The sequence below is a fragment of the Neobacillus rhizosphaerae genome, from assembly GCF_050477885.1.
GTDB classification, from domain to species: domain Bacteria; phylum Bacillota; class Bacilli; order Bacillales; family Cytobacillaceae; genus Neobacillus; species Neobacillus rhizosphaerae_A.
The window spans coordinates 36,808-55,577 of sequence record NZ_JBCNAC010000148.1; the positions used below are offsets into that span (position 1 = coordinate 36,808).

The window sequence follows — 18,770 nt, forward strand, 5'->3', positions numbered from 1 at the left end:
GTGCTCAGATGGGTAGAATGTTGGAAGACGCCAGTAAAACCATTTTAAAACAAAATGGAGTTCCCGCTCCAAACCACTGGGTTATATCTTCTTCAGATCAAATAACTGAACAATATCTCGAGAATCCCTGTGTACTTAAAGCACTTGTGCCGGTAGGAAAAAGAGGTAAAGCGGGAGCGATTCAGTTTGCAGAAACCGTTGAGGAGGCAAAGGTGAAGGCAGAGAAGCTACTTAAGATGACTGTCAAAAAATATCCAGTCGAAAAGCTTCTAGTAGAAGAGAAGATTGATATAAATCAAGAATGGTATGTCTCGATATCCATTGATCGTCAAAAACAACTTCCCGTTATTATCGCCACAACCATAGGTGGAGTTGAGGTGGAAGAGCTGGTGAAAGAAGCACCGAATAAAGTGGTGGTTCACCATATGGACCCCTTTCATCCGTTATATCCTTTTCAAGCAAAGGAAATTTGGAGCAAGCTGGGAGTAACGGGGAAGCCTTTAGTAAAAGCAACTACGGTATTATGTAAGCTCTATGATATTTTTACAAAATATGATTGTTATATTTTAGAGATTAACCCGCTTGTTCTGACAAAGGATGATAACGTAGTGGCTGCTGCTTCGGTTATGGGGATAGATGACTCGGCGCTCTATCGTCAGCCTGAGCTTACTGGGAAAGTAGAGTCTGGAAGTGAACGGTCATGGAGACCGCTAACAATGTTAGAGAAAGAAATGGTAAAGGTAAATGATTCCGATTACCGAGGTACAGCACGCTATACGGAAATGGAGGGAGGAAATATTGGATTTATGTGCGGAGGCGGGGGCGGGAGTCTGTTGAGTTTTGACGCATTGACTCGATTAGGTGTAGAACCCGCCAATTATACAGAAACAGGTGGAAACCCATCGGAAGAAAAAGTTTATCGCCTGACAAAAGGAATTCTCTCCAAAGAGGGTATCGAGGGGCTTTTTGTCTCACAAAACATCACTAACAATACACAAATAGATGTAATGGCTAAAGGAATCGTCAGGGCTTTAAAGGAATTAGAAATCGACCTAACTAGTTTTCCAATCGTCGTTCGGCAGGCAGGGGTGAATGATGAGGAAGGAAAGCGGATTTTTGTAGAGGCAGGTATTACTTATTTTGGAGAAGATCGGACCATTGAAGAAGCAGCGGCCGAGATGGTTAAAAAAATGAAGGAGGTTTGCTAAGATGGCTATTCTTATAGATCAAGATACTCGTTTGGTCGTTCAGGGTATTACCGGAAGAGAAGCCTCAATGGTAGTCAGTCATACGCTTGCATATGGGACAAAAATTTATGCAGGCGTCACACCTGGAAAGGGCGGCCAGTTTGTCCAAGGAATACCTGTTTACGATACGGTGGCAGAGGCCGTTCAGAAACATCAGATAAATGCAAGTCTTATCATCGTGCCACCAGGGTTTGCACTTGATGCAGTACTCGAATCCATTCAGCAAGGGATTAAATTAATCGTTGTGACCACCGAAAACATTCCACAGCACGATGCTATTAAGTTATTGCATGTGGCACGGAAAGAAGGAGTGACCATTATTGGTCCAAACACAGTCGGGATGATTAACCCCAAGGATAGAATTAAAATGGGATCTATTGGAGGTGACCGGCCTGATCGCTGTTTTGTTCCAGGAAATGTAGGTGTCATTTCCAGAAGCGGGGGCATGACGGCTGAAACTTCCTGGATGATAAAACGGGCAGGATTTGGTGTCACTACCAGTATTGGAATTGGCGGAGATAGTTTAATAGGAACAACCATTAAAGATTTATTAGCACTTTTTGAAAAGGATGAAGAAACAGAAGCCGTGGTTACTTTCTCTGAACCTGGAACAACCTTTGAGGAAGAGGCAGCAGAATTTATGAAAGACGGAGGATTTTCCAAGCCGCTTATTTCATTTGTATCTGGAAAATTTACGGAAATTCTACCTGAAGGAACTGTTTTTGGTCATGCAGGTGCAATGATTTCCGGCGATGTGGGGCGCCCATCCCTAAAAATGAAAGCGCTTAGTCATGCAGGAGCCATTGTAGTCGAACAGTACGATGACATTATTGATGTTTTTAAAACCGTAGTAGGAAAGAAAGTGGGGGAAGTAAAATGACATTATCAAAAAGGTTGGCTGAATATGTTTACCAAACGAGTTTTCAAGATTTACCTGAACATGTTGTGGAGTTTACGAAAATTTGTATCTTAGATTGGTATGGTTCTGCCTTAGCTGGAAAAGATCTGCCGCCCATCCAAGCAATCAAAGAGCTTGTGGAAGAATGGGGTGGTCATGAACAGGCGAGTCTTGTTACGGGAGGAAAATCATCCCTCAGCAATGCGGTCTTGGTCAATGCCGCCTCTAGTCATATCGTTGAACTGGACGATATTCATAAATCTTCTATTATACATGCTGGTACAGTAGTCATTCCTGCAGCAGTGGCAGCTGCAGAAGCATATGACCTTAGCGGGAAAGAATTAATTACTGCAGTTGCTGTCGGTTATGAAGTCTGTTACCGAATCGGGGAGGCTGTTTCACCGTCTCACTATTATTTTTGGCATAATACAGCTACTTGCGGTACATTTGGTTCAGCAGCAGCCGTTGCAAAACTATTAAACTTAAATGTGGAGCAAACTATGTACGCATTAGGAAATGCAGGCAGCCAGGCGGCAGGCTTGTGGGAGTTTATCGAAGATGGAGGCAACACCAAACAATTACACACTGCAAAAGCAGCCTATAACGGGACTCTCGCTGCCCTGCTCGCAAAAAAGAACTTCACGTCTGCAACCAAAATATTAGAAGGAAAAAGAGGGTTCTTTGAAGCAATGGCTGAAACAGCTGACCCTTTAAAAATCACCAATAATCTTGGGAATGAGTGGAAGATAACAGAAAATAGCTTTAAAATCCATGCCTCATGCCGCCATACGCATCCAGCCATCGATTGTATCCTCGACATCATGAATGAACACTCCATATCGTTTCAACAAATTAAGCGAATGACAATTAGGACGTATCAAACCGTTTTAAATATTACCGACAAACCAAATCCAGACAGTGTCTATGCTTGTAAGTTTAGCAGTCAGTTTTGTGCCAGCTTGGCTGCTGTAAAGGGCTCTGCTTCAATACGAGATTTTACTAATGAAAGCTTACGAAACCCTGAGATAGAGAATTTAATGAAAAAAGTAGATGTAATCGTTGATTCCTATTATGAAAAAGCATACCCGGAAAAATGGGGAGCAAAAGTGGAGATTACCCTTGAAAACGGGAAGATATTTGAAAAAGGAACCGACTATCCAAAGGGAGACCCAGAAAAAATGGCTAGTAAAGACGAACTCATTCAGAAGTTTATCTCGCTGACCATAGACAAACTTGCCGACCCTGAAGAAGAGGTAGAAGCGATATTTAAATTAGATAAAATCAAAACGAGAGAATGGCTTAGAAAACAACATATTGGCCAATTACATTATTAATAAGAAACAAGAATTCTCTGATTCTTATCGAACAAATAAAATGGGGAGTTGGAAAAAAATAATGCCCATGAATTATGACGTCATAGTCGTTGGCGGGGGTCAAGCAGCCCTTGCTGCAGCGATTTCAGCAAGAGAAGAAGGGGGACATGTTGCCTTAATTACAAAAGGGAAAGCAGGATTTGGCGGTTCATCCGTTATTTCAGATGGTGTTCAATCGGCAATTTTTTCAGCTGGAGACTCGACTGAAAATTTCTATCAAGATATTCTACGAGGCGGCAGGTATCTCTCTAATCTTAAATTAGCTCAAATCCTAGCCGAGGAATGTTCCATGAGGGTCAATGAATTGGAAAGTAAATATGGAATTGAACTGGAACGTGAGCGGAAAATATGTACCCCAGGACACTCGTTCCCACGGAGGGTGTATGCCGCAAACGGTCTCGGAAAAAACACAACGAAGGTCCTAAGGCAAAATGCTGTTGAGATCGGAGTTGAATTGTATGAACAATCTACCCTGATTGATTTAATTAAGGTAGATCAAGTCATTGCAGGTGTAATCGTTGAAAGGTCAGCTGAATTAATTGCTATTTATGCACCTTCTACCATCCTAGCTACAGGTGGATTCGGGGGGCTCTATGATTCTACTGATAATCCGAGGGATGTATCCGGAGAAGGCATTGGCATGGCTTGGAGGCATGGAGCCGAGCTTGTGGATATGGAATTTGTCCAGTTTTATCCGTATCGTTTACAGCATCCTGCTAATATCGATGTCATGACAAGAATATTTGGAAAAGGGGCCATATTGTTAAACGAGGCTTCCCAACGCTTTATGGACAATTTTCCAAGAAAAGAACTGGAAACGAGAGACATTCTAAGCTATGAAATGTTTAATCAAACGAATGTATACCTGGACTTTTCGGACGTTATCGAAGATGATTTGGCGAAGGACAGTCCGTATGTATATCGACTGGTCAAAAAAGGATATCAAGGTGAATGGAAGATGTACCCTGTTCAGCATTATTGTATGGGCGGGGTTAAAGTAGATGAATGGGGTAGAACGAATATACAAGGGTTGTACGCGTGCGGGGAAACAACCGGCGGCCTCCACGGTGCAAACCGGCTGGGAGGCGGTTCCTTAACAGAAGCACTCGTTTTTGGACAACGCACAGGTAAAATGGCTGCACTAGAAGGAGCGTCGGTTTCAAAACTAATCGAGGTTCCACCTTTTGGCGTAAATACCATACAGCAAGAAAAAGCACTGGAAGTGTCTCAGCGAATAAAAGAAATTATGTGGAACCATGTCGGTATTGAAAGAACATCCGATTCTTTGGAACAGGCAGCAAAAGAATTAAACCTCTTGGGGATTCAGTTAAAGGAAGAAAAAGGAGTCCTTGCATTACAGCTGCAGGATAAAGTCCGTACAGCATGGGCAGCAGCTTTCGCCGGAGCCATGAGGAGGGAAAGCAGAGGAGCCCATATCCTGCAAAATGTAAAGACGGAAAAGAAGGAATGGCAAGGTAACCTTACCATTCACAGGAAAACCATTCAATTCACGAAACAAACAATCAGTGAAATTCAAGCTTAAAGGAGAAGATGGCTTTGCGAACAATTTTCTATGAAGAGATTGTGAACCGGGTGGCAGAAATGTGTCAAGAGGCAAATTTTGAACTGGGGCAAGATGTGATTCAAGCCTTTCAATCTGCGTTAAAAAAAGAAACCTCGGAAACGGGTAGAGACATTTTAGAACAATTGTTACTAAATGCTGATATCGCCCGTTCAGAGCGTGTTCCTATGTGCCAGGATACAGGAGTCTCTGTTTTTATCGTAAAGGTCGGTCAAGATTGCCATATTTCCGGCGGCAGTCTTTACGATGCGATAAATGAAGGAGTCAAGAAAGGGTACGAAGAGGGGTATTTAAGGCATTCCATTGTCGACCATCCGATAACAAGAGAAAAAAGTAAGGGTTATAACACCCCTTCGATTATTCATATTGAGCTCGTACCCGGAAATGAGTTAGTGATCCATATGTCAGCTAAAGGCGGCGGCAGTGAAAATATGAGCGCCTTAAAGATGTTAAAACCTGCTGACGGATTATACGGGATTAAAGATTTTATCTTAAGTATCGTAGCTCAAGCGGGACCGAATGCATGTCCACCGTTAGTTGTTGGTGTTGGAATCGGCGGGAATTTTGAACGGTGCGCTTATTTGGCAAAGAAATCGTTATTTCGGCCAATTGGACATCGCAGTGACTTGCGCGAAATCGCGGAGCTCGAACAGGATCTTATGGAAAAAATCAATGAGCTAGGCATTGGACCACAGGGAATGGGTGGGAATACAACGGCACTGGATGTAAAAGTCGAGATTGAACCTTGTCATATCGCAGCTCTGCCTGTAGCCGTGAATTTGAACTGCCATGCAAGCAGACATAAAGAAGTCAGAATATAGGAGGCAGCATCGATGTCAGTAGCTCATATAACGAATCCAATAACCGAAGACGAAATAGCAAAATTAAAAGCGGGTGATAGAGTTTTATTAAGTGGAACAATCTATACGGCTAGAGATGCGGCCCATAAAAGAATGATAGAAACGCTGGAAAAAGGAGAAAAACTTCCTTTTAATGTGGATGGACAAACAATTTACTATGTCGGGCCCACTCCGGCAAAGCCTGGACATGTTATTGGTTCAGCTGGTCCCACTACAAGTGGTCGGATGGATAAGTATACTCCGGCTTTATTGGAACTCGGTCTGAAAGGTATGATCGGGAAAGGGTTCCGTAGCGGCGAAGTCATTGAATCGATAAAGAAAAATAAAGCGATCTATTTTGCTGCAATTGGCGGTTCGGGAGCGCTTCTAGCACGAACGATTCAATCTGTTGAGGTCATCGCCTATGGAGACTTAGGCCCAGAAGCCATCTATAAGTTAACGATTAAAGACTTTCCAGCCGTGGTCATCATCGATGGCGAGGGAAATGATTGGTACCAACTTGGAAAGCAACAATTTCAGGATCAATATTATGGGCAAGGTGCCGATTGAGATATCGGAAAGCCTTATTTTTTTAAGTTCGGTGGTCTTTTATTTAAATAGTAATAAATTTATGAAAATTCAAAAATCTATTGAATTTGTATTTTGGATACAGTATCCTAATTATAAAGAAAATCATTTTTCAGATGGAGGAATCATATACGATGAATTTAGCTGATACAGTTACAATTTATGAAGTCGGTTTGCGGGATGGTCTTCAGTTAGAATCAAAAATACTAACGGTAGACGAGAAGATAGAGATCTTTTCTATGTTGCAAAAGGCAAATGTGTCAGAAATTGAATTTGGCTCCTTTGTCCATCCAAAACTCGTTCCGCAAATGGCGAATACCGCATCGTTTTATTCCCATCTCATGAGATACGATAAGATGCGGCTTGTTGCCCTTGTTCCTAATTTAAAAGGTCTTGAATTGGCAAAACAAATTGGAGTAAAGTCTGTCAATTATGTTTTTTCAGCAAGCGATACACATAACGAACAAAATGTTCGACAAACTACTGAACAGTCATTGGAAAACTTTAAGTATCTATCTCAATTTGCATCAGCTAACGACATAATTTTAAACGTTACAGTTGCTACCTCATTTGGCTGTCCCTTTGAGGGGACGGTCCCACCACAACGCATCATGATTCTCATTGAAAAACTTCTCTTACATAACATCAAACGAATTACTCTCGCAGATACAACAGGGATGGCCAATCCTAAGCAAGTCTACAATTTAACGAAAAAAGTCGTAAATGAATGGCATAATATTGAATTTGGCTGCCATTTTCATAATACAAGAGGCATGGGGCTTACCAATATTTTGGCTGGTTTAGAGGCAGGAATCACGATTTTCGATGCTTCCCTAGGCGGGATTGGAGGCTGTCCATTTGCTCCAGGAGCAACAGGCAATGTTTGTACGGAGGATGTGGTTCACATGTTAGAAGAAATGGGTGTCGATACGTCTATTAATCTAGATGATCTTATTGCAGCCTCCCACAGGCTGAAAGAATTATTAGAACATGAATTGCCAGGCCAAGTAGCAAAAGCAGGGAAAAGCTCTCGCTTGTATCCTGTACCAAATAAAATAAGTTAGGGGATGAGAAAGCGTGATTGTCAAAACCTATGAAACCATTAAAGTTGAAAGTGCCGTCGGCCATAAAGGAATTGTTTTGGTAACATTAAACCGACCTGAATCGATGAATGCCATGAATACAAAAATGGCGTTGGAATTAATCGAAGCCTTTGAGGAATTAAAATATGACGAAACGGTCCGTGTTCTGGTTATTACCAGCTCAGGAGAGAAGAGCTTCTGTGTGGGAGCGGATTTAAAAGAGCGGAATGGTATGTCTCAAAAAGATTGGAAGAAGCAGCATGATGCTTTTGAAAAGGTAACAGAGAGTATCCGAGAATTCCCTTATCCTGTGATTGCAGCTATTAACGGTTATGCACTAGGAGGGGGGCTGGAGATCGCGCTTAGTTGTGACATTCGAACCGCTGCGGAACGTGTTGGATTAGGTCTTCCAGAAGCAAAACTGGGGTTAATTCCTGGAATCGGAGGTTCTCAATTACTTTCTCGTATTCTACCAATTGGGCTGGCGAAGGAAATGTTATACACCGGAAAACGAATTACCGCAGAAGAAGGAAAGCAGTGGGGGCTCATTAATCATCTGTTTAAAAGAGAGGCATTATTAGATGAAACAATGATCTTGGCTGAAACTATCGCAAATAATGCACCGCTTTCATTAAAAGCGTTAAAGAAGGCTGTTAATAAAGGAACGGAGACAGACTTATCTACGGGGCTTGTCTTAGAATTAGAAGCTTACTATACATGCGCCATTTCAGAAGATCGGCTTGAAGGCATTTATGCGTTTAACGAAAAGCGCTTGCCGGAGTGGAAAGGACGATAAGGGTTAAAGAGTCAAATTTAACTTTTTGCATAGAAACATATTTGGAGGGAAGATGAAAATGGCTAATACAAAAATGATGGAAAACACTGAACATGAAATGATTCGGAAAAGCGTTGGATCTTTATGTGAGCGTTTTCCTGAAGATTACTGGCGCGAATTAGATGACAAAAACGCCTATCCAACGGCATTTGTTCAAGCATTAACAGAAGAAGGATGGCTGTCTGTCCTAATTCCTGAAGAATACGGCGGCGCAGGACTAGGCATGAAGGAAGCCTGTATCATTCTAGAGGAAATTAACCGTTCAGGCGGCAACGCTGGTGCATGTCATGCTCAAATGTATACAATGGGTGCCCTGCTTCGCTATGGAAATGAGGATCAAAAACAAAGATTTCTACCGAAAATTGCAAGCGGCGAACTTCGTCTCCAAGCCTTTGGTATCACAGAACCTACTGCAGGAAGTGATACAACTAGCATACAAACGTATGCCGAAAGAGTTGGAGACAAGTATGTTGTGCATGGGCAAAAGATTTGGACCTCAAGAGCAGAGCATTCCGATTTAATGATGTTATTGGCGAGAACGACACCGAAAGAACAGGTAGCGAAGAAAACAGACGGCTTGAGTTTGTTTATTTTAGACATGAAAGAGCAAGCGGATAAAATTGATATTCGCCCGATTGATACAATGATCAATCATGCAACAACTGAAGTGTTTTTTGAAGGGGCTGAAATCCCGATTGAAAACTTGATCGGGGAAGAAGGAAAAGGTTTCCGTTATGTCTTAGGCGGGATGAATGCTGAGAGAATTCTCATCTCCTCTGAATCCATCGGGGACGGTATGTACTTTGTCGATAAGTCCGTCCAATATGCAAATGAACGGGTCGTATTTGGGCGTTCTATAGGGCAGAACCAAGGGGTTCAATTCCCAATTGCCAGAGGCTATATGGATATTCAAGCGGCCAAGTTGATGAGAGATAAGGCGGCTGAGATGTTTGATGTAGGAATAGAATGCGGTGCAGAAGCGAACATGGCAAAATACCTTGCATCAGAAGCTACCTGGCGTGCAGCAAATGCAGCGATGGACACATACGGTGGCTATGGTTTTGCAAAAGAATACAATATCGAAAGAAAATTTAGGGAAGCCCGCTTGTTTATTGTAGCACCGATTACCAATAACCTGGTTGTAAGCTATGTTGGACAACATGTCCTTGGATTACCACGGTCATTCTAATATCGACAATCTGAAGGGCCTAGAGAAATAGGTCCTTTCTTGGAAAAGGGGGAGCCAAAATGCCAGGACCATTAAACGGAATCCGAGTAGTGGATGTGACGACAAATATTTCAGGTCCCAGTTTAACGATGATTCTAGCTGATTTAGGGGCAGAAATCATTAAAATTGAAAGGCCTGATATTGGTGATGATTCACGAGGGATGGGCCCATTTTGGGAAGGGGAAGGGGTCTATTTCCTTCATATTAACCGGAATAAACAATCAATTGTTATAGATTTAAAAAAAGAAAGCGGCCGTGAGATTGTCTATGATCTCGTCAAGAAGGCAGATGTATTTGTAGAAAACTTCCGCTATCAAAAAGCGGAAAAAATGGGGCTTGGGTATGAGAGGTTAAAACAACTCAATCCCTCCCTGGTGTATTGCTCCTTATCTGCTTATGGCCAAAATGGTCCGCTTTGTGATCGACCCGGATATGATGCTATTGCCCAGGCAGATTCTGGGATTATTGGGATTAATGGAGCGGAAGGAGCGGAAGGAGCGGAAATTGCCCGTGTGCCAGTATCTGTATTAGATCAAGGCAGTGCAATGTGGGGAGCGATTGGAGTCATTTCCGCCTTGTTCCATCAACAAAAGACCGGTGAAGGACAATTAGTCACCACGTCCCTATATGAAACAGGCGTCTTCTGGGTTGGCTATCATATGTTATCATGGTTGGCGACTGGGGTCGAGCCCAAGAAAAACGGTGCAGGTCATACAGCCTTTGCGCCATATGGAGCCTTCCAGGCAAATGATGCACCCGTCATCATTGGTATTTCAAATAATTCATTATTTAAGCGACTATGTAAAGTGCTGGGTAAGGAAGGATGGGTAGAGGATCCGCGCTACAAAAATAACCCTGAGCGAGTTCAGAATAGAGAAGTTTTACGTGTGGCTATTGAAAACATTCTTCAAGCAAAGACAGCTGACGAATGGGTTCAGCTTTTAGCAGATGCGGGAGTTCCAAGTTCGAAAGTGAAAAAAATATCAGAGGTAGTCCAGGATCAACAGTCAGAAGCTATCGAGATGTGGACCGATGTCCCACATGCCACTATTCAAGACTTTAAACTGCCAAGACTACCGTTTGAACTCAGCAACTCACCTGTAGCGATTCACCAGGCTCCGCCTAAACTTGGAGAGAATTCGAAAGAAATATTAGAAAAACTTGGTTACCAACAAGAAAAAATAGAACAATTTCTACATGATGGTACGATTCAAATGGACAATAGAAAAATTGAATCACCTAATTAATATTGCAATAAGAAAATGCTTGGATTGTCGATCAATCCAAGCATTTTTTTTAATTAGAGTGGATTGGGCTACTGCCGTTATGCCGTCTAAAATATAAATATTATTGCATTTTATTGTATATTTATTAATTTTCAAATTTAGTATAGTTATTAATATCTAACAAAAAAATATGAAAACGCTTACTGAAATTTCCGTATAAATATTCAAAAAATATAGTTAAAAAAGATTGTCAAACTATCTTTTTTTAACTATAATCATAGTATTAATTAATGATGTCATAAAATCTAACATGAAAATGAGAGGTAATTTAACGTGGCTAAAACACTTATTTCAAAGGCACCTGTAGATGCAACAACTTTAGAACAAATTAAAGAAACGATCAAAGAAAAAAGCGTTGAACTACTACATTTGCAATTCGTCGATATCGAAGGGATTCTAAAGCACATCACAGTTACAAGTGAACAATTAGAGGATGTAGTGGAAGGTAAAATGATGTTTGATGGTTCCTCAATTAAAGGTTTTTCACCTATAAATAAATCAGACCTTTACCTTCAACCAGATCTAGCCACGTTTGCTGTTCTACCTTGGACAGTTGAATCGGGTTATGCGGAAGGTCGATTCTTATGCTCTATTAACAATCCAGACGGAACACCTTTTGATGGGGATACAAGAAATGTTCTAAAGAAAACGGTTGATCGTGCGGCTGATCATGGGTATACCATCTCAGTTGGCCCTGAATTAGAGTTTTTTCTTTTTAAAACTGATGAAAATGGGTATGCAACGCAAGAAATCAGTGATAAGGCAGGCTATTTCGAACCTTCACCACATGATCTGGGCGAACGCGTCCGTTTAGAAATTTACCGTGCGCTAAAAGCAATGGGCTTTACCATTGAGGCATCTCACCACGAAGTAGCGGAAGGGCAGCATGAAATTAACTTTAAATATGCAGATGTACTTACGGCAGCAGACCTTGCAACGACATATAAGTGGGTTGTAAAGACCGTTGCTAAGAAATTTGGATTACACGCTACGTTTATGCCGAAACCAGTTTTTGGAATTAACGGTTCAGGTATGCATGTTAATATGTCTTTCTTTGAAGGAAGCGAAAATGCATTCTATGATCCTTCAGATGAGTTACAATTATCGGAAAAAGCGTATCAGTTTATTGCAGGTGTACTAGAAAATGTAAAGAGCTTTACAGCAGTAACAAATCCGCTAGTAAACTCCTATAAGCGATTAGTACCGGGCTATGAAGCGCCTTGTTATATTGCATGGTCTGCTTCAAATCGTTCAGCACTTATTCGTATTCCAGCAAAGAAAGGTCTTGCTACACGTGTAGAATTACGCTGTCCAGATCCTTCATCAAATCCTTACTTAACATTTGCAGTCATTGCTTCTGCAGGATTGGATGGAATTGAAAAAGGATTACAAGTGTCAGCTCCAATTAATGAAGATATCTTCCACATGACAGAAGAAGAAAGAGCTTTCTTAGGCATTGATAACCTGCCAGGAAGTTTAGCTGATGCATTAAAAGCATTAGAATCAGGAGAGATTGCTTCAAAAACATTAGGTCAGCACGTATATAGTGAGTATGTTTCTATGAAGAAAGCTGAATGGGATAGCTACCGTACGGCAGTTCATGCGTGGGAAATCGATAACTATCATACTAAATTTTAAATTAAAAAGCAGGACAGGCTGACGATAAACCTTTTGTCTACAGCCTGCCCCGCTTTTTTTACTTAATTGACTATGCTAAAGGCCAATGTTGATTTTATAGGTTGTTTGGATTAGAAATCAACATCCCAGTTAAAAAGGTTTACTTTTAATAAGTCGAATTTTCGGAAAAAGATTGACTCTGGTAAACAACCGTGATATAAACACAATAAGATATTTTAGTACTTAAAAGCGTAAAAGATAATATTGATAAAAATGGGACAAACAGGGGGATTTATTATCATGGACAATCATACCAAAATTTTAGACTGTACCATTCGTGACGGAGGCTTAGTTAACAATTGGGATTTCAGCATTGAATTTGTTCAAGATTTGTATAATGGTCTAAGTGAATCGGGTGTGGAATACATGGAGATTGGCTACAAGAATTCTCCTAAGCTTCTTAAAGCAACTGAACCCAATCCATGGAGATTTCTTGATGATAACTTTCTTAAAGAAATTATCCCTGTGAAAAAGTTCACGAAGCTATCGGCACTTGTAGATATTGGGCGAGTTGATCCCAATGACATATTACCTCGTGAGCATAGTGTTTTAGACATGATTCGAGTTGCTTGCTATATTCGAGAAGTAGATAAGGGCTTAGAACTTGTACAAATGTTTCATGATTTGGGATATGAAACTTCACTAAACATTATGGCTTTATCAAGTGTCCCTGAACAACAGCTTATTAAAGCGTTTGAATTAGTGAAGGAAAGTCCTGTTGATGTTGTATATATCGTTGATTCTTTTGGAAGCCTAGACCCTGTAGATATTGAACACCAAGTGAAAAAGTTCAAAACGATGCTACCAAACAAACAACTTGGAATTCATACACATAATAACATGCAGTTAGCGTTCGCTAATACATTAACTGCGATCCGAAATGGGGTTACATTTCTTGATTCTTCTGTTTATGGCATGGGTCGTGCGGCTGGTAACTGTAACACTGAGCTGCTCGTTAGCTACATACAGAAATCAAGTTATGAGATAAAACCTGTTCTTGGCGTAATTGAAAAGCACATGCTTGAAATGCGTCAAAAGTGGGAATGGGGATATATCATTCCTTATATGATTTCTGGTGTACTTAATGAACATCCACGTGTTGCCATGGCTTACCGCGATAGCGTTGATCGTGATAAATTCGTAGATTTTTATGATAAGGTAACATCACCCGAAGTCTCTGTTGCTACAGCTTTGAAATAGGCCAGCTTGCTAAAAATACCTCTATCAATGAGGGCACAGCAAAACTCCTAGATTTATTACAAGAACGTCCTTCGGGGCGTTTTTTTTGTAAAGTAAAGATATAATTTATGATTGGAGTTATCTCTTAAAGAGAATGATAATTCTATCAATCAACTTCATCTTCAAAAACCAAACACGATAATACTTCATGTGAATAATTTCACAAAACGTTCAATAATAGGCTAGATATGAAACTGATTTATCCTGTATATTAACACTATAGTCACATTGTTTATATAACTAGGGGGATTACTGATGAAAAAGATATTTCAGATATTATTGGTAGCAGGACTTATTATGACACCTTTTTTTGCACAAGCTCATGTGAAGTGGTTCACAAATGTTGCTCCGCATAAAGAGTCTATTGAACATATACTTTCACCGATGTTTTTATTTTTAACATTACTTGCAGCTGTTGTTTTGGCCACATTAACATTGATTATTCCAAAAATGGGTGAATGGGGCCCAGTGAAAAAAATGGAGGATCGTCTTTCTAGTTTAAGAAAGTATTCTCGATATTTATTAAAATACGGAACTGCCATTGCGCTAATGATTCAAATGATAAATGGAACACTATTTGCTCCTGAGTTCCATGTCAGTAATACATTCATTACCGTTATAACGTGGGTGACCATTGGATTTTTATTGATTCCGCATCATATCTCAACTAAAATTGGTGCTTCTATTCTCTTAGGTTTATTTATTTATGTAACCATCCATCATGGAATTTTCTATATGCTAGACTACGGATTTTATGTAGCAATCATTGGTGTTCTATTAGTGGGAAGTACAAGGCTCGAGAAAGCGGGGTTCCCATTTCTCTATCTAGGTACAGGATTATCGCTTAGCTGGGTTGCCGTTGAAAAATGGGTATATCCAGGTATGGCATTAGATATTGTCGCTAACCATCATGTGCCTACATTTGGCTTTGAACCAGGGTTATTTGTTGTTATGGCAGCTTTTATCGAATTTGTCGTAGGTTATTTATTAGTTGTCGGTATTTTAAATCGTGTGCTAGGTTTTGTGGTAACAGGGATTTTTATTTCAACAACGATGCTCTTTGGAATGACAGAAGTGATCGGCCATTTTATGATTCATATTGTTTTAGTCATCTTCATTATTGAGGGTGTTTCATTCTATAACCCGCCAATTAAAATGCATAAAACAAAAACAGATCAATTTATCTTTGTATTTTTAAACTTCATTTTTGTTCTAGCGACCTTTTTATTGATTTACTACCGTTTTGCTTAAATATCTTTAGTTAAGAATTTTCAAATAATTATTTAACTATTAAGGGCAACTAATGTATAATGTTTTAAACAATGATAGAGAGGTACAAGCCCATGAACTCATATATTAAAAATCAAATCGAATTATTTCAAGAAAAGAATCAGAATCGTGGTTGTCTATTAGTTAGTTGCCCCGATCAACCAGGTATTGTTTCAGCTATATCAAAATTCTTGTTTTCATATAATGCAAATATTATTGAATCCAGTCAGTATTCAACCAATCCTGAGGGAGGCACATTTTTCATCCGAATTGAATTTGAATGCCCGGGTCTAAATGGAAAAGCGAAAGAAATGGAAAAACAGTTTGCTGAAATTGTTGATAAATTCTCAATGGAATGGAATTTTACTCATGTATATCATGTGAAAAAAGCCGCAATCTTTGTTTCAAAAGAACTGCATTGTTTGCTTGAGCTTTTATGGGAATGGCAAAGTGGAGATTTAATGGCTGACATCGCACTTGTCATAAGCAATCATGAAGATGCAAGAGAGGTTGTCGAGGGGTTGAATATCCCGTTTTATTATGTTCCAGCAAATAAAGAAATTCGTGGGGAAGCCGAAGAAAGACAACTTCAACTACTAAGAGAGTATGAAATTGATTTCGTTGTATTAGCACGTTATATGCAGATCTTATCACCGAAATTTGTAGAGGAAAATCCAAATAAAATTATTAATATTCACCACTCTTTTTTACCGGCCTTTGTTGGTGCAAGGCCTTATGAGAGAGCATTTAATCGCGGTGTAAAATTAATAGGAGCGACTTCTCATTATGTTACCAATGACCTTGATGAAGGACCGATTATTGAACAGGATATTAGTCGTGTCGATCACCACGATAATGTTGAAAGCCTTAAAAAAATTGGTAGGAAAATTGAAAGAAGCGTATTAGCTCGAGCGGTAAAATGGCATATAGAAGACCGTATTATTGTTCATCAAAATAAAACGATTGTTTTCTAAGAATCCCTTTTTATAGGGATTTTTTAATTTGGTATAATATTTGTGCCCTGTTAGTTAATAATTCCATAACATTTATTTACAAAACCTTTACGCTCCATTTAAACTGAGTTAATACTTTCGTCCTATAGTTATATCTGTAAGGAAAATTAAAAATTAACTCTTTAGGGGGAAACAAGGTACATGAAAAGCTTGAAGAAACTTAGCCTACTTACATTATTTGCAGCATTAATGGTATTCATGGCTGCTTGTGGAGGCGGCACTTCTACAGACAAAACAGCAGGAAACACAGAAAAAGAAACAGCAAAAACTGAAGATAAGAAAGAACTTTCTGGTTCATTAGTTATTTCTGGTTCGTCTGCGATGCAGCCATTAGTTGCAGCAGCCGCTGAAGAATTTATGTCAGAAAATCCAAAGGTAGATATTCAAGTAAATGCTGGTGGTTCAGGTACTGGTTTATCTCAAGTGGCTGAAGGATCTGTTCAAATTGGGAACTCGGACGTTTTTGCTGAAGAAAAAGAAGGAATCCCAGCTAATCAGCTTGTTGACCATAAAGTAGCCGTAGTTGGCATGACTGCTGCTGTTAATCCTAAAGTTGGAATCAAAGATATTAAAAAAGAAGATTTAATTAAAGTATTCACTGGAAAAATCACCAACTGGAAAGATCTTGGCGGAAAAGATCAAAAAATTGTTCTTGTTAACCGTCCAGACTCTTCTGGTACACGTGCAATATTCAATAAGTTCGCTCTTGATGGTGCAACACCTGCAGAAGGAATCACCGAAGATTCTTCTAACACAGTGAAGAAGATTATTAACGAAACTGATGGTGCCATTGGTTATCTAGCATTCTCATACTTTACTGATGATTCTGTCACCCCTCTTGCCATTGATGGTGTAGAACCAACTGCAGAAAACGTGCAATCTGGTAAATTCCCAGTGTGGGCGTACCAACATTCTTATACAAAAGGTGAAGCTACCGATCTTGCAAAATCATTTCTGGATTACATGATGTCAGATGATATCCAAAACAATCTATTAAAAGATCAAGGATATTTACCTGTAACAAAGATGAAGGTAGAACGTGATGCAGAAGGTAAGCAAACAAATAAATAGATTGAAAGAAAAGGGTAAGTGCAAATCGCACTTACCCTTTTCAATGCAGTACTTATCTATGAATACAGAAGTTTCTTTTAACACAAATTAAATTTGATTAAAACTAGATTTAAGATAAGGAGATACTTGATGCAAAACTTTTTAAAACCACCAGCACTTTTAGTTCTGGATGTTCAAGTAGGTTTTGATGAACCCTATTGGGGGAAACGCAATAATTTGCAGGCGGAGGACAATATCCAAAGGTTGCTAACAGAATGGCGAATGCAGAAATGGCCGGTCATCTATTCACAACATTTATCTCTTTTGCCTGATTCACCACTTAACTATAAGAATAAGAGTGGAACGGAGTTTAAAGCGAATATTCGACCAATAGCAGGAGAAATGGTTTTACAAAAAAATGTTAATAGTGCATTTATTGGAACTCAACTGGAAACCTATTTACATAACCAACAAATAAAATCAGTTGTGATCACAGGACTTTCTACGCAACATTGTGTTTCAACTACTACTCGAATGAGTGCGAACTTAGGTTTTGATACTTTCTTGATTGAAGACGCTATTGCTGCATTTGAGATTACAGATCACAAAGGGGTTAAACATTCCGCAGATGAAATACACAAAATAGAATTAGCTACACTAAATAAAGAGTTTGCTACTATATTGGCCACAGATGAATTTATTACACAACTTTTTAATTAAGCGCAAGATTGATACTTGCGCTTTTCACATGTAGTTGGCTATTCAACACTTTTTTTTATAAATTGATGAAAAGGACATTTTGATAAAGAGGAGTCATCATCGCGTAAAAAATATTGCCTCCACTCATAATTGTCTTCCTGTCCATAACTGTTTAAATCAGGGTGGATATGGATGGTATCATAGTTTTTCAGTCTTTTTCGAATCTGAGATTTTATACTATTTGCAAAAGTTTCGTTCTTATTAAATTCCTGCAATACCCATCTTGGGGTGATAGCTAACATGAAGTAGTCAAAATGTCTGCTCCTTCTATTTACATGGGCAGGTGTTGCACAATACATAAAATACTGTTCTCCGTTGTAACAAAACTCCCAAATAGGATTATGCGGTTCACGAGGAATTTGATTGGGCCAATTTATATCGTCTTTGTCACTTAAACCACTCAACTGTTCCCAGAACAATTGTTCAAACTTTTCTACATTATGTGTTTCCTTTAAATCGTTCGGCGTCTCATAAAAAATGATAAGAGATGTAAAATCACCATACTCTTTAGAAGATTTCGTGTAGTCGCTTAATAACAAAGCAACCTCATAAATCGTAGGTGAACGCCTTGGGTCACCGACAAATCCGTATCGTAATTGGTTTGTTGAATACCCAATGGTCGCAGGTATGCATGGAAATAGACATTCTTTATCTTTCATTTTCTCTTCGAATTTCTCTAATGCAGTTTTTTTCCATTGTTGGAGTTGGTTTCGTGATGCGGGGGCATCTTTGAATAGTTTGCTTATAATAATCACCTCCTAATGGCTTATACAGTATATTCATGTTGAGATAAGGGGGGTGAATG

Annotated in this window: 17 protein-coding genes; 16 read left to right on the plus strand and 1 reads right to left on the minus strand. The window is 39.5% G+C overall.

Going from position 1 to position 18,770, the window contains the following annotated elements; translation table 11 throughout:
• Positions 1 to 8 precede the first annotated feature (8 nt).
• The 16 genes from ABES03_RS20195 (at position 9) to ABES03_RS20270 (ending at position 17,926) form a co-directional block, all read left to right on the plus strand.
• Positions 9 to 1,208, plus strand: coding sequence for an ATP-grasp domain-containing protein (locus ABES03_RS20195; RefSeq protein WP_430120033.1), 1,200 nt, complete (start codon positions 9 to 11; stop codon positions 1,206 to 1,208).
• A 1-nt stretch (position 1,209) separates the two neighbouring features.
• Positions 1,210 to 2,127 (plus strand): succinate--CoA ligase subunit alpha, encoded by a 918-nt coding sequence (locus ABES03_RS20200; protein WP_430120035.1) that lies wholly within the window; start codon positions 1,210 to 1,212, stop codon positions 2,125 to 2,127.
• Complete coding sequence (locus tag ABES03_RS20205) at positions 2,124 to 3,479, plus strand: MmgE/PrpD family protein (protein WP_430120037.1); 1,356 nt, start codon at positions 2,124 to 2,126, stop codon at positions 3,477 to 3,479. The genes ABES03_RS20200 and ABES03_RS20205 overlap by 4 nt, the downstream gene beginning before the upstream one ends.
• A 61-nt stretch (positions 3,480 to 3,540) precedes the next feature.
• The gene (locus tag ABES03_RS20210) at positions 3,541 to 5,061 is read left to right on the plus strand and encodes an FAD-binding protein (protein WP_430120039.1); all 1,521 of its coding nucleotides are present in this window, start codon (positions 3,541 to 3,543) and stop codon (positions 5,059 to 5,061) included.
• Positions 5,062 to 5,069: 8 nt separating this feature from the next.
• Entirely contained in the window at positions 5,070 to 5,921 is an 852-nt protein-coding gene (locus ABES03_RS20215) for a fumarate hydratase (RefSeq protein WP_430120041.1), read from the plus strand.
• Between the two features lie 12 nt (positions 5,922 to 5,933).
• Positions 5,934 to 6,509: a Fe-S-containing hydro-lyase gene (locus tag ABES03_RS20220; RefSeq protein ID WP_430120042.1), complete on the plus strand. Its 576-nt coding sequence runs from the start codon at positions 5,934 to 5,936 to the stop codon at positions 6,507 to 6,509.
• A gap of 152 nt (positions 6,510 to 6,661) precedes the next feature.
• Positions 6,662 to 7,591, plus strand: a complete 930-nt coding sequence (locus ABES03_RS20225) for a hydroxymethylglutaryl-CoA lyase (RefSeq protein ID WP_430120044.1) — start codon at positions 6,662 to 6,664, stop codon at positions 7,589 to 7,591.
• Positions 7,592 to 7,604: 13 nt separating this feature from the next.
• The gene (locus tag ABES03_RS20230) at positions 7,605 to 8,405 is read left to right on the plus strand and encodes an enoyl-CoA hydratase/isomerase family protein (RefSeq protein ID WP_430120046.1); all 801 of its coding nucleotides are present in this window, start codon (positions 7,605 to 7,607) and stop codon (positions 8,403 to 8,405) included.
• Positions 8,406 to 8,463: 58 nt separating this feature from the next.
• The gene (locus ABES03_RS20235) at positions 8,464 to 9,633 is read left to right on the plus strand and encodes an acyl-CoA dehydrogenase family protein (protein ID WP_430120048.1); all 1,170 of its coding nucleotides are present in this window, start codon (positions 8,464 to 8,466) and stop codon (positions 9,631 to 9,633) included.
• A gap of 59 nt (positions 9,634 to 9,692) precedes the next feature.
• Positions 9,693 to 10,919 (plus strand): CaiB/BaiF CoA transferase family protein, encoded by a 1,227-nt coding sequence (locus ABES03_RS20240; RefSeq protein ID WP_430120050.1) that lies wholly within the window; start codon positions 9,693 to 9,695, stop codon positions 10,917 to 10,919.
• Between the two features lie 312 nt (positions 10,920 to 11,231).
• Positions 11,232 to 12,596 (plus strand): type I glutamate--ammonia ligase, encoded by a 1,365-nt coding sequence (gene glnA / locus ABES03_RS20245; RefSeq protein ID WP_430120052.1) that lies wholly within the window; start codon positions 11,232 to 11,234, stop codon positions 12,594 to 12,596.
• Positions 12,597 to 12,875: 279 nt separating this feature from the next.
• Positions 12,876 to 13,835 carry an aldolase catalytic domain-containing protein gene (locus ABES03_RS20250; protein WP_430120054.1) on the plus strand — a complete coding sequence of 320 codons (960 nt, stop codon included), beginning with the start codon at positions 12,876 to 12,878 and terminating at the stop codon, positions 13,833 to 13,835.
• A 294-nt stretch (positions 13,836 to 14,129) separates the two neighbouring features.
• Positions 14,130 to 15,125, plus strand: coding sequence for a hypothetical protein (locus ABES03_RS20255; protein ID WP_430120056.1), 996 nt, complete (start codon positions 14,130 to 14,132; stop codon positions 15,123 to 15,125).
• A 92-nt stretch (positions 15,126 to 15,217) separates the two neighbouring features.
• A complete protein-coding gene (gene purU / locus ABES03_RS20260) occupies positions 15,218 to 16,117 on the plus strand; it encodes a formyltetrahydrofolate deformylase (RefSeq protein WP_430120058.1) in 900 nt (299 codons plus the stop codon).
• A 180-nt stretch (positions 16,118 to 16,297) separates the two neighbouring features.
• Positions 16,298 to 17,227: a phosphate ABC transporter substrate-binding protein gene (locus ABES03_RS20265; RefSeq protein WP_430120060.1), complete on the plus strand. Its 930-nt coding sequence runs from the start codon at positions 16,298 to 16,300 to the stop codon at positions 17,225 to 17,227.
• 129 nt (positions 17,228 to 17,356) lie between these two features.
• Positions 17,357 to 17,926 carry a cysteine hydrolase family protein gene (locus ABES03_RS20270; protein WP_430120062.1) on the plus strand — a complete coding sequence of 190 codons (570 nt, stop codon included), beginning with the start codon at positions 17,357 to 17,359 and terminating at the stop codon, positions 17,924 to 17,926.
• A 38-nt stretch (positions 17,927 to 17,964) separates the two neighbouring features.
• On the opposite strand, the gene ABES03_RS20275 is transcribed toward ABES03_RS20270, so the two are convergent.
• Positions 17,965 to 18,624 carry a YqcI/YcgG family protein gene (locus tag ABES03_RS20275; RefSeq protein ID WP_430120064.1) on the minus strand — a complete coding sequence of 220 codons (660 nt, stop codon included), beginning with the start codon at positions 18,622 to 18,624 and terminating at the stop codon, positions 17,965 to 17,967.
• Positions 18,625 to 18,770: the final 146 nt, after the last annotated feature.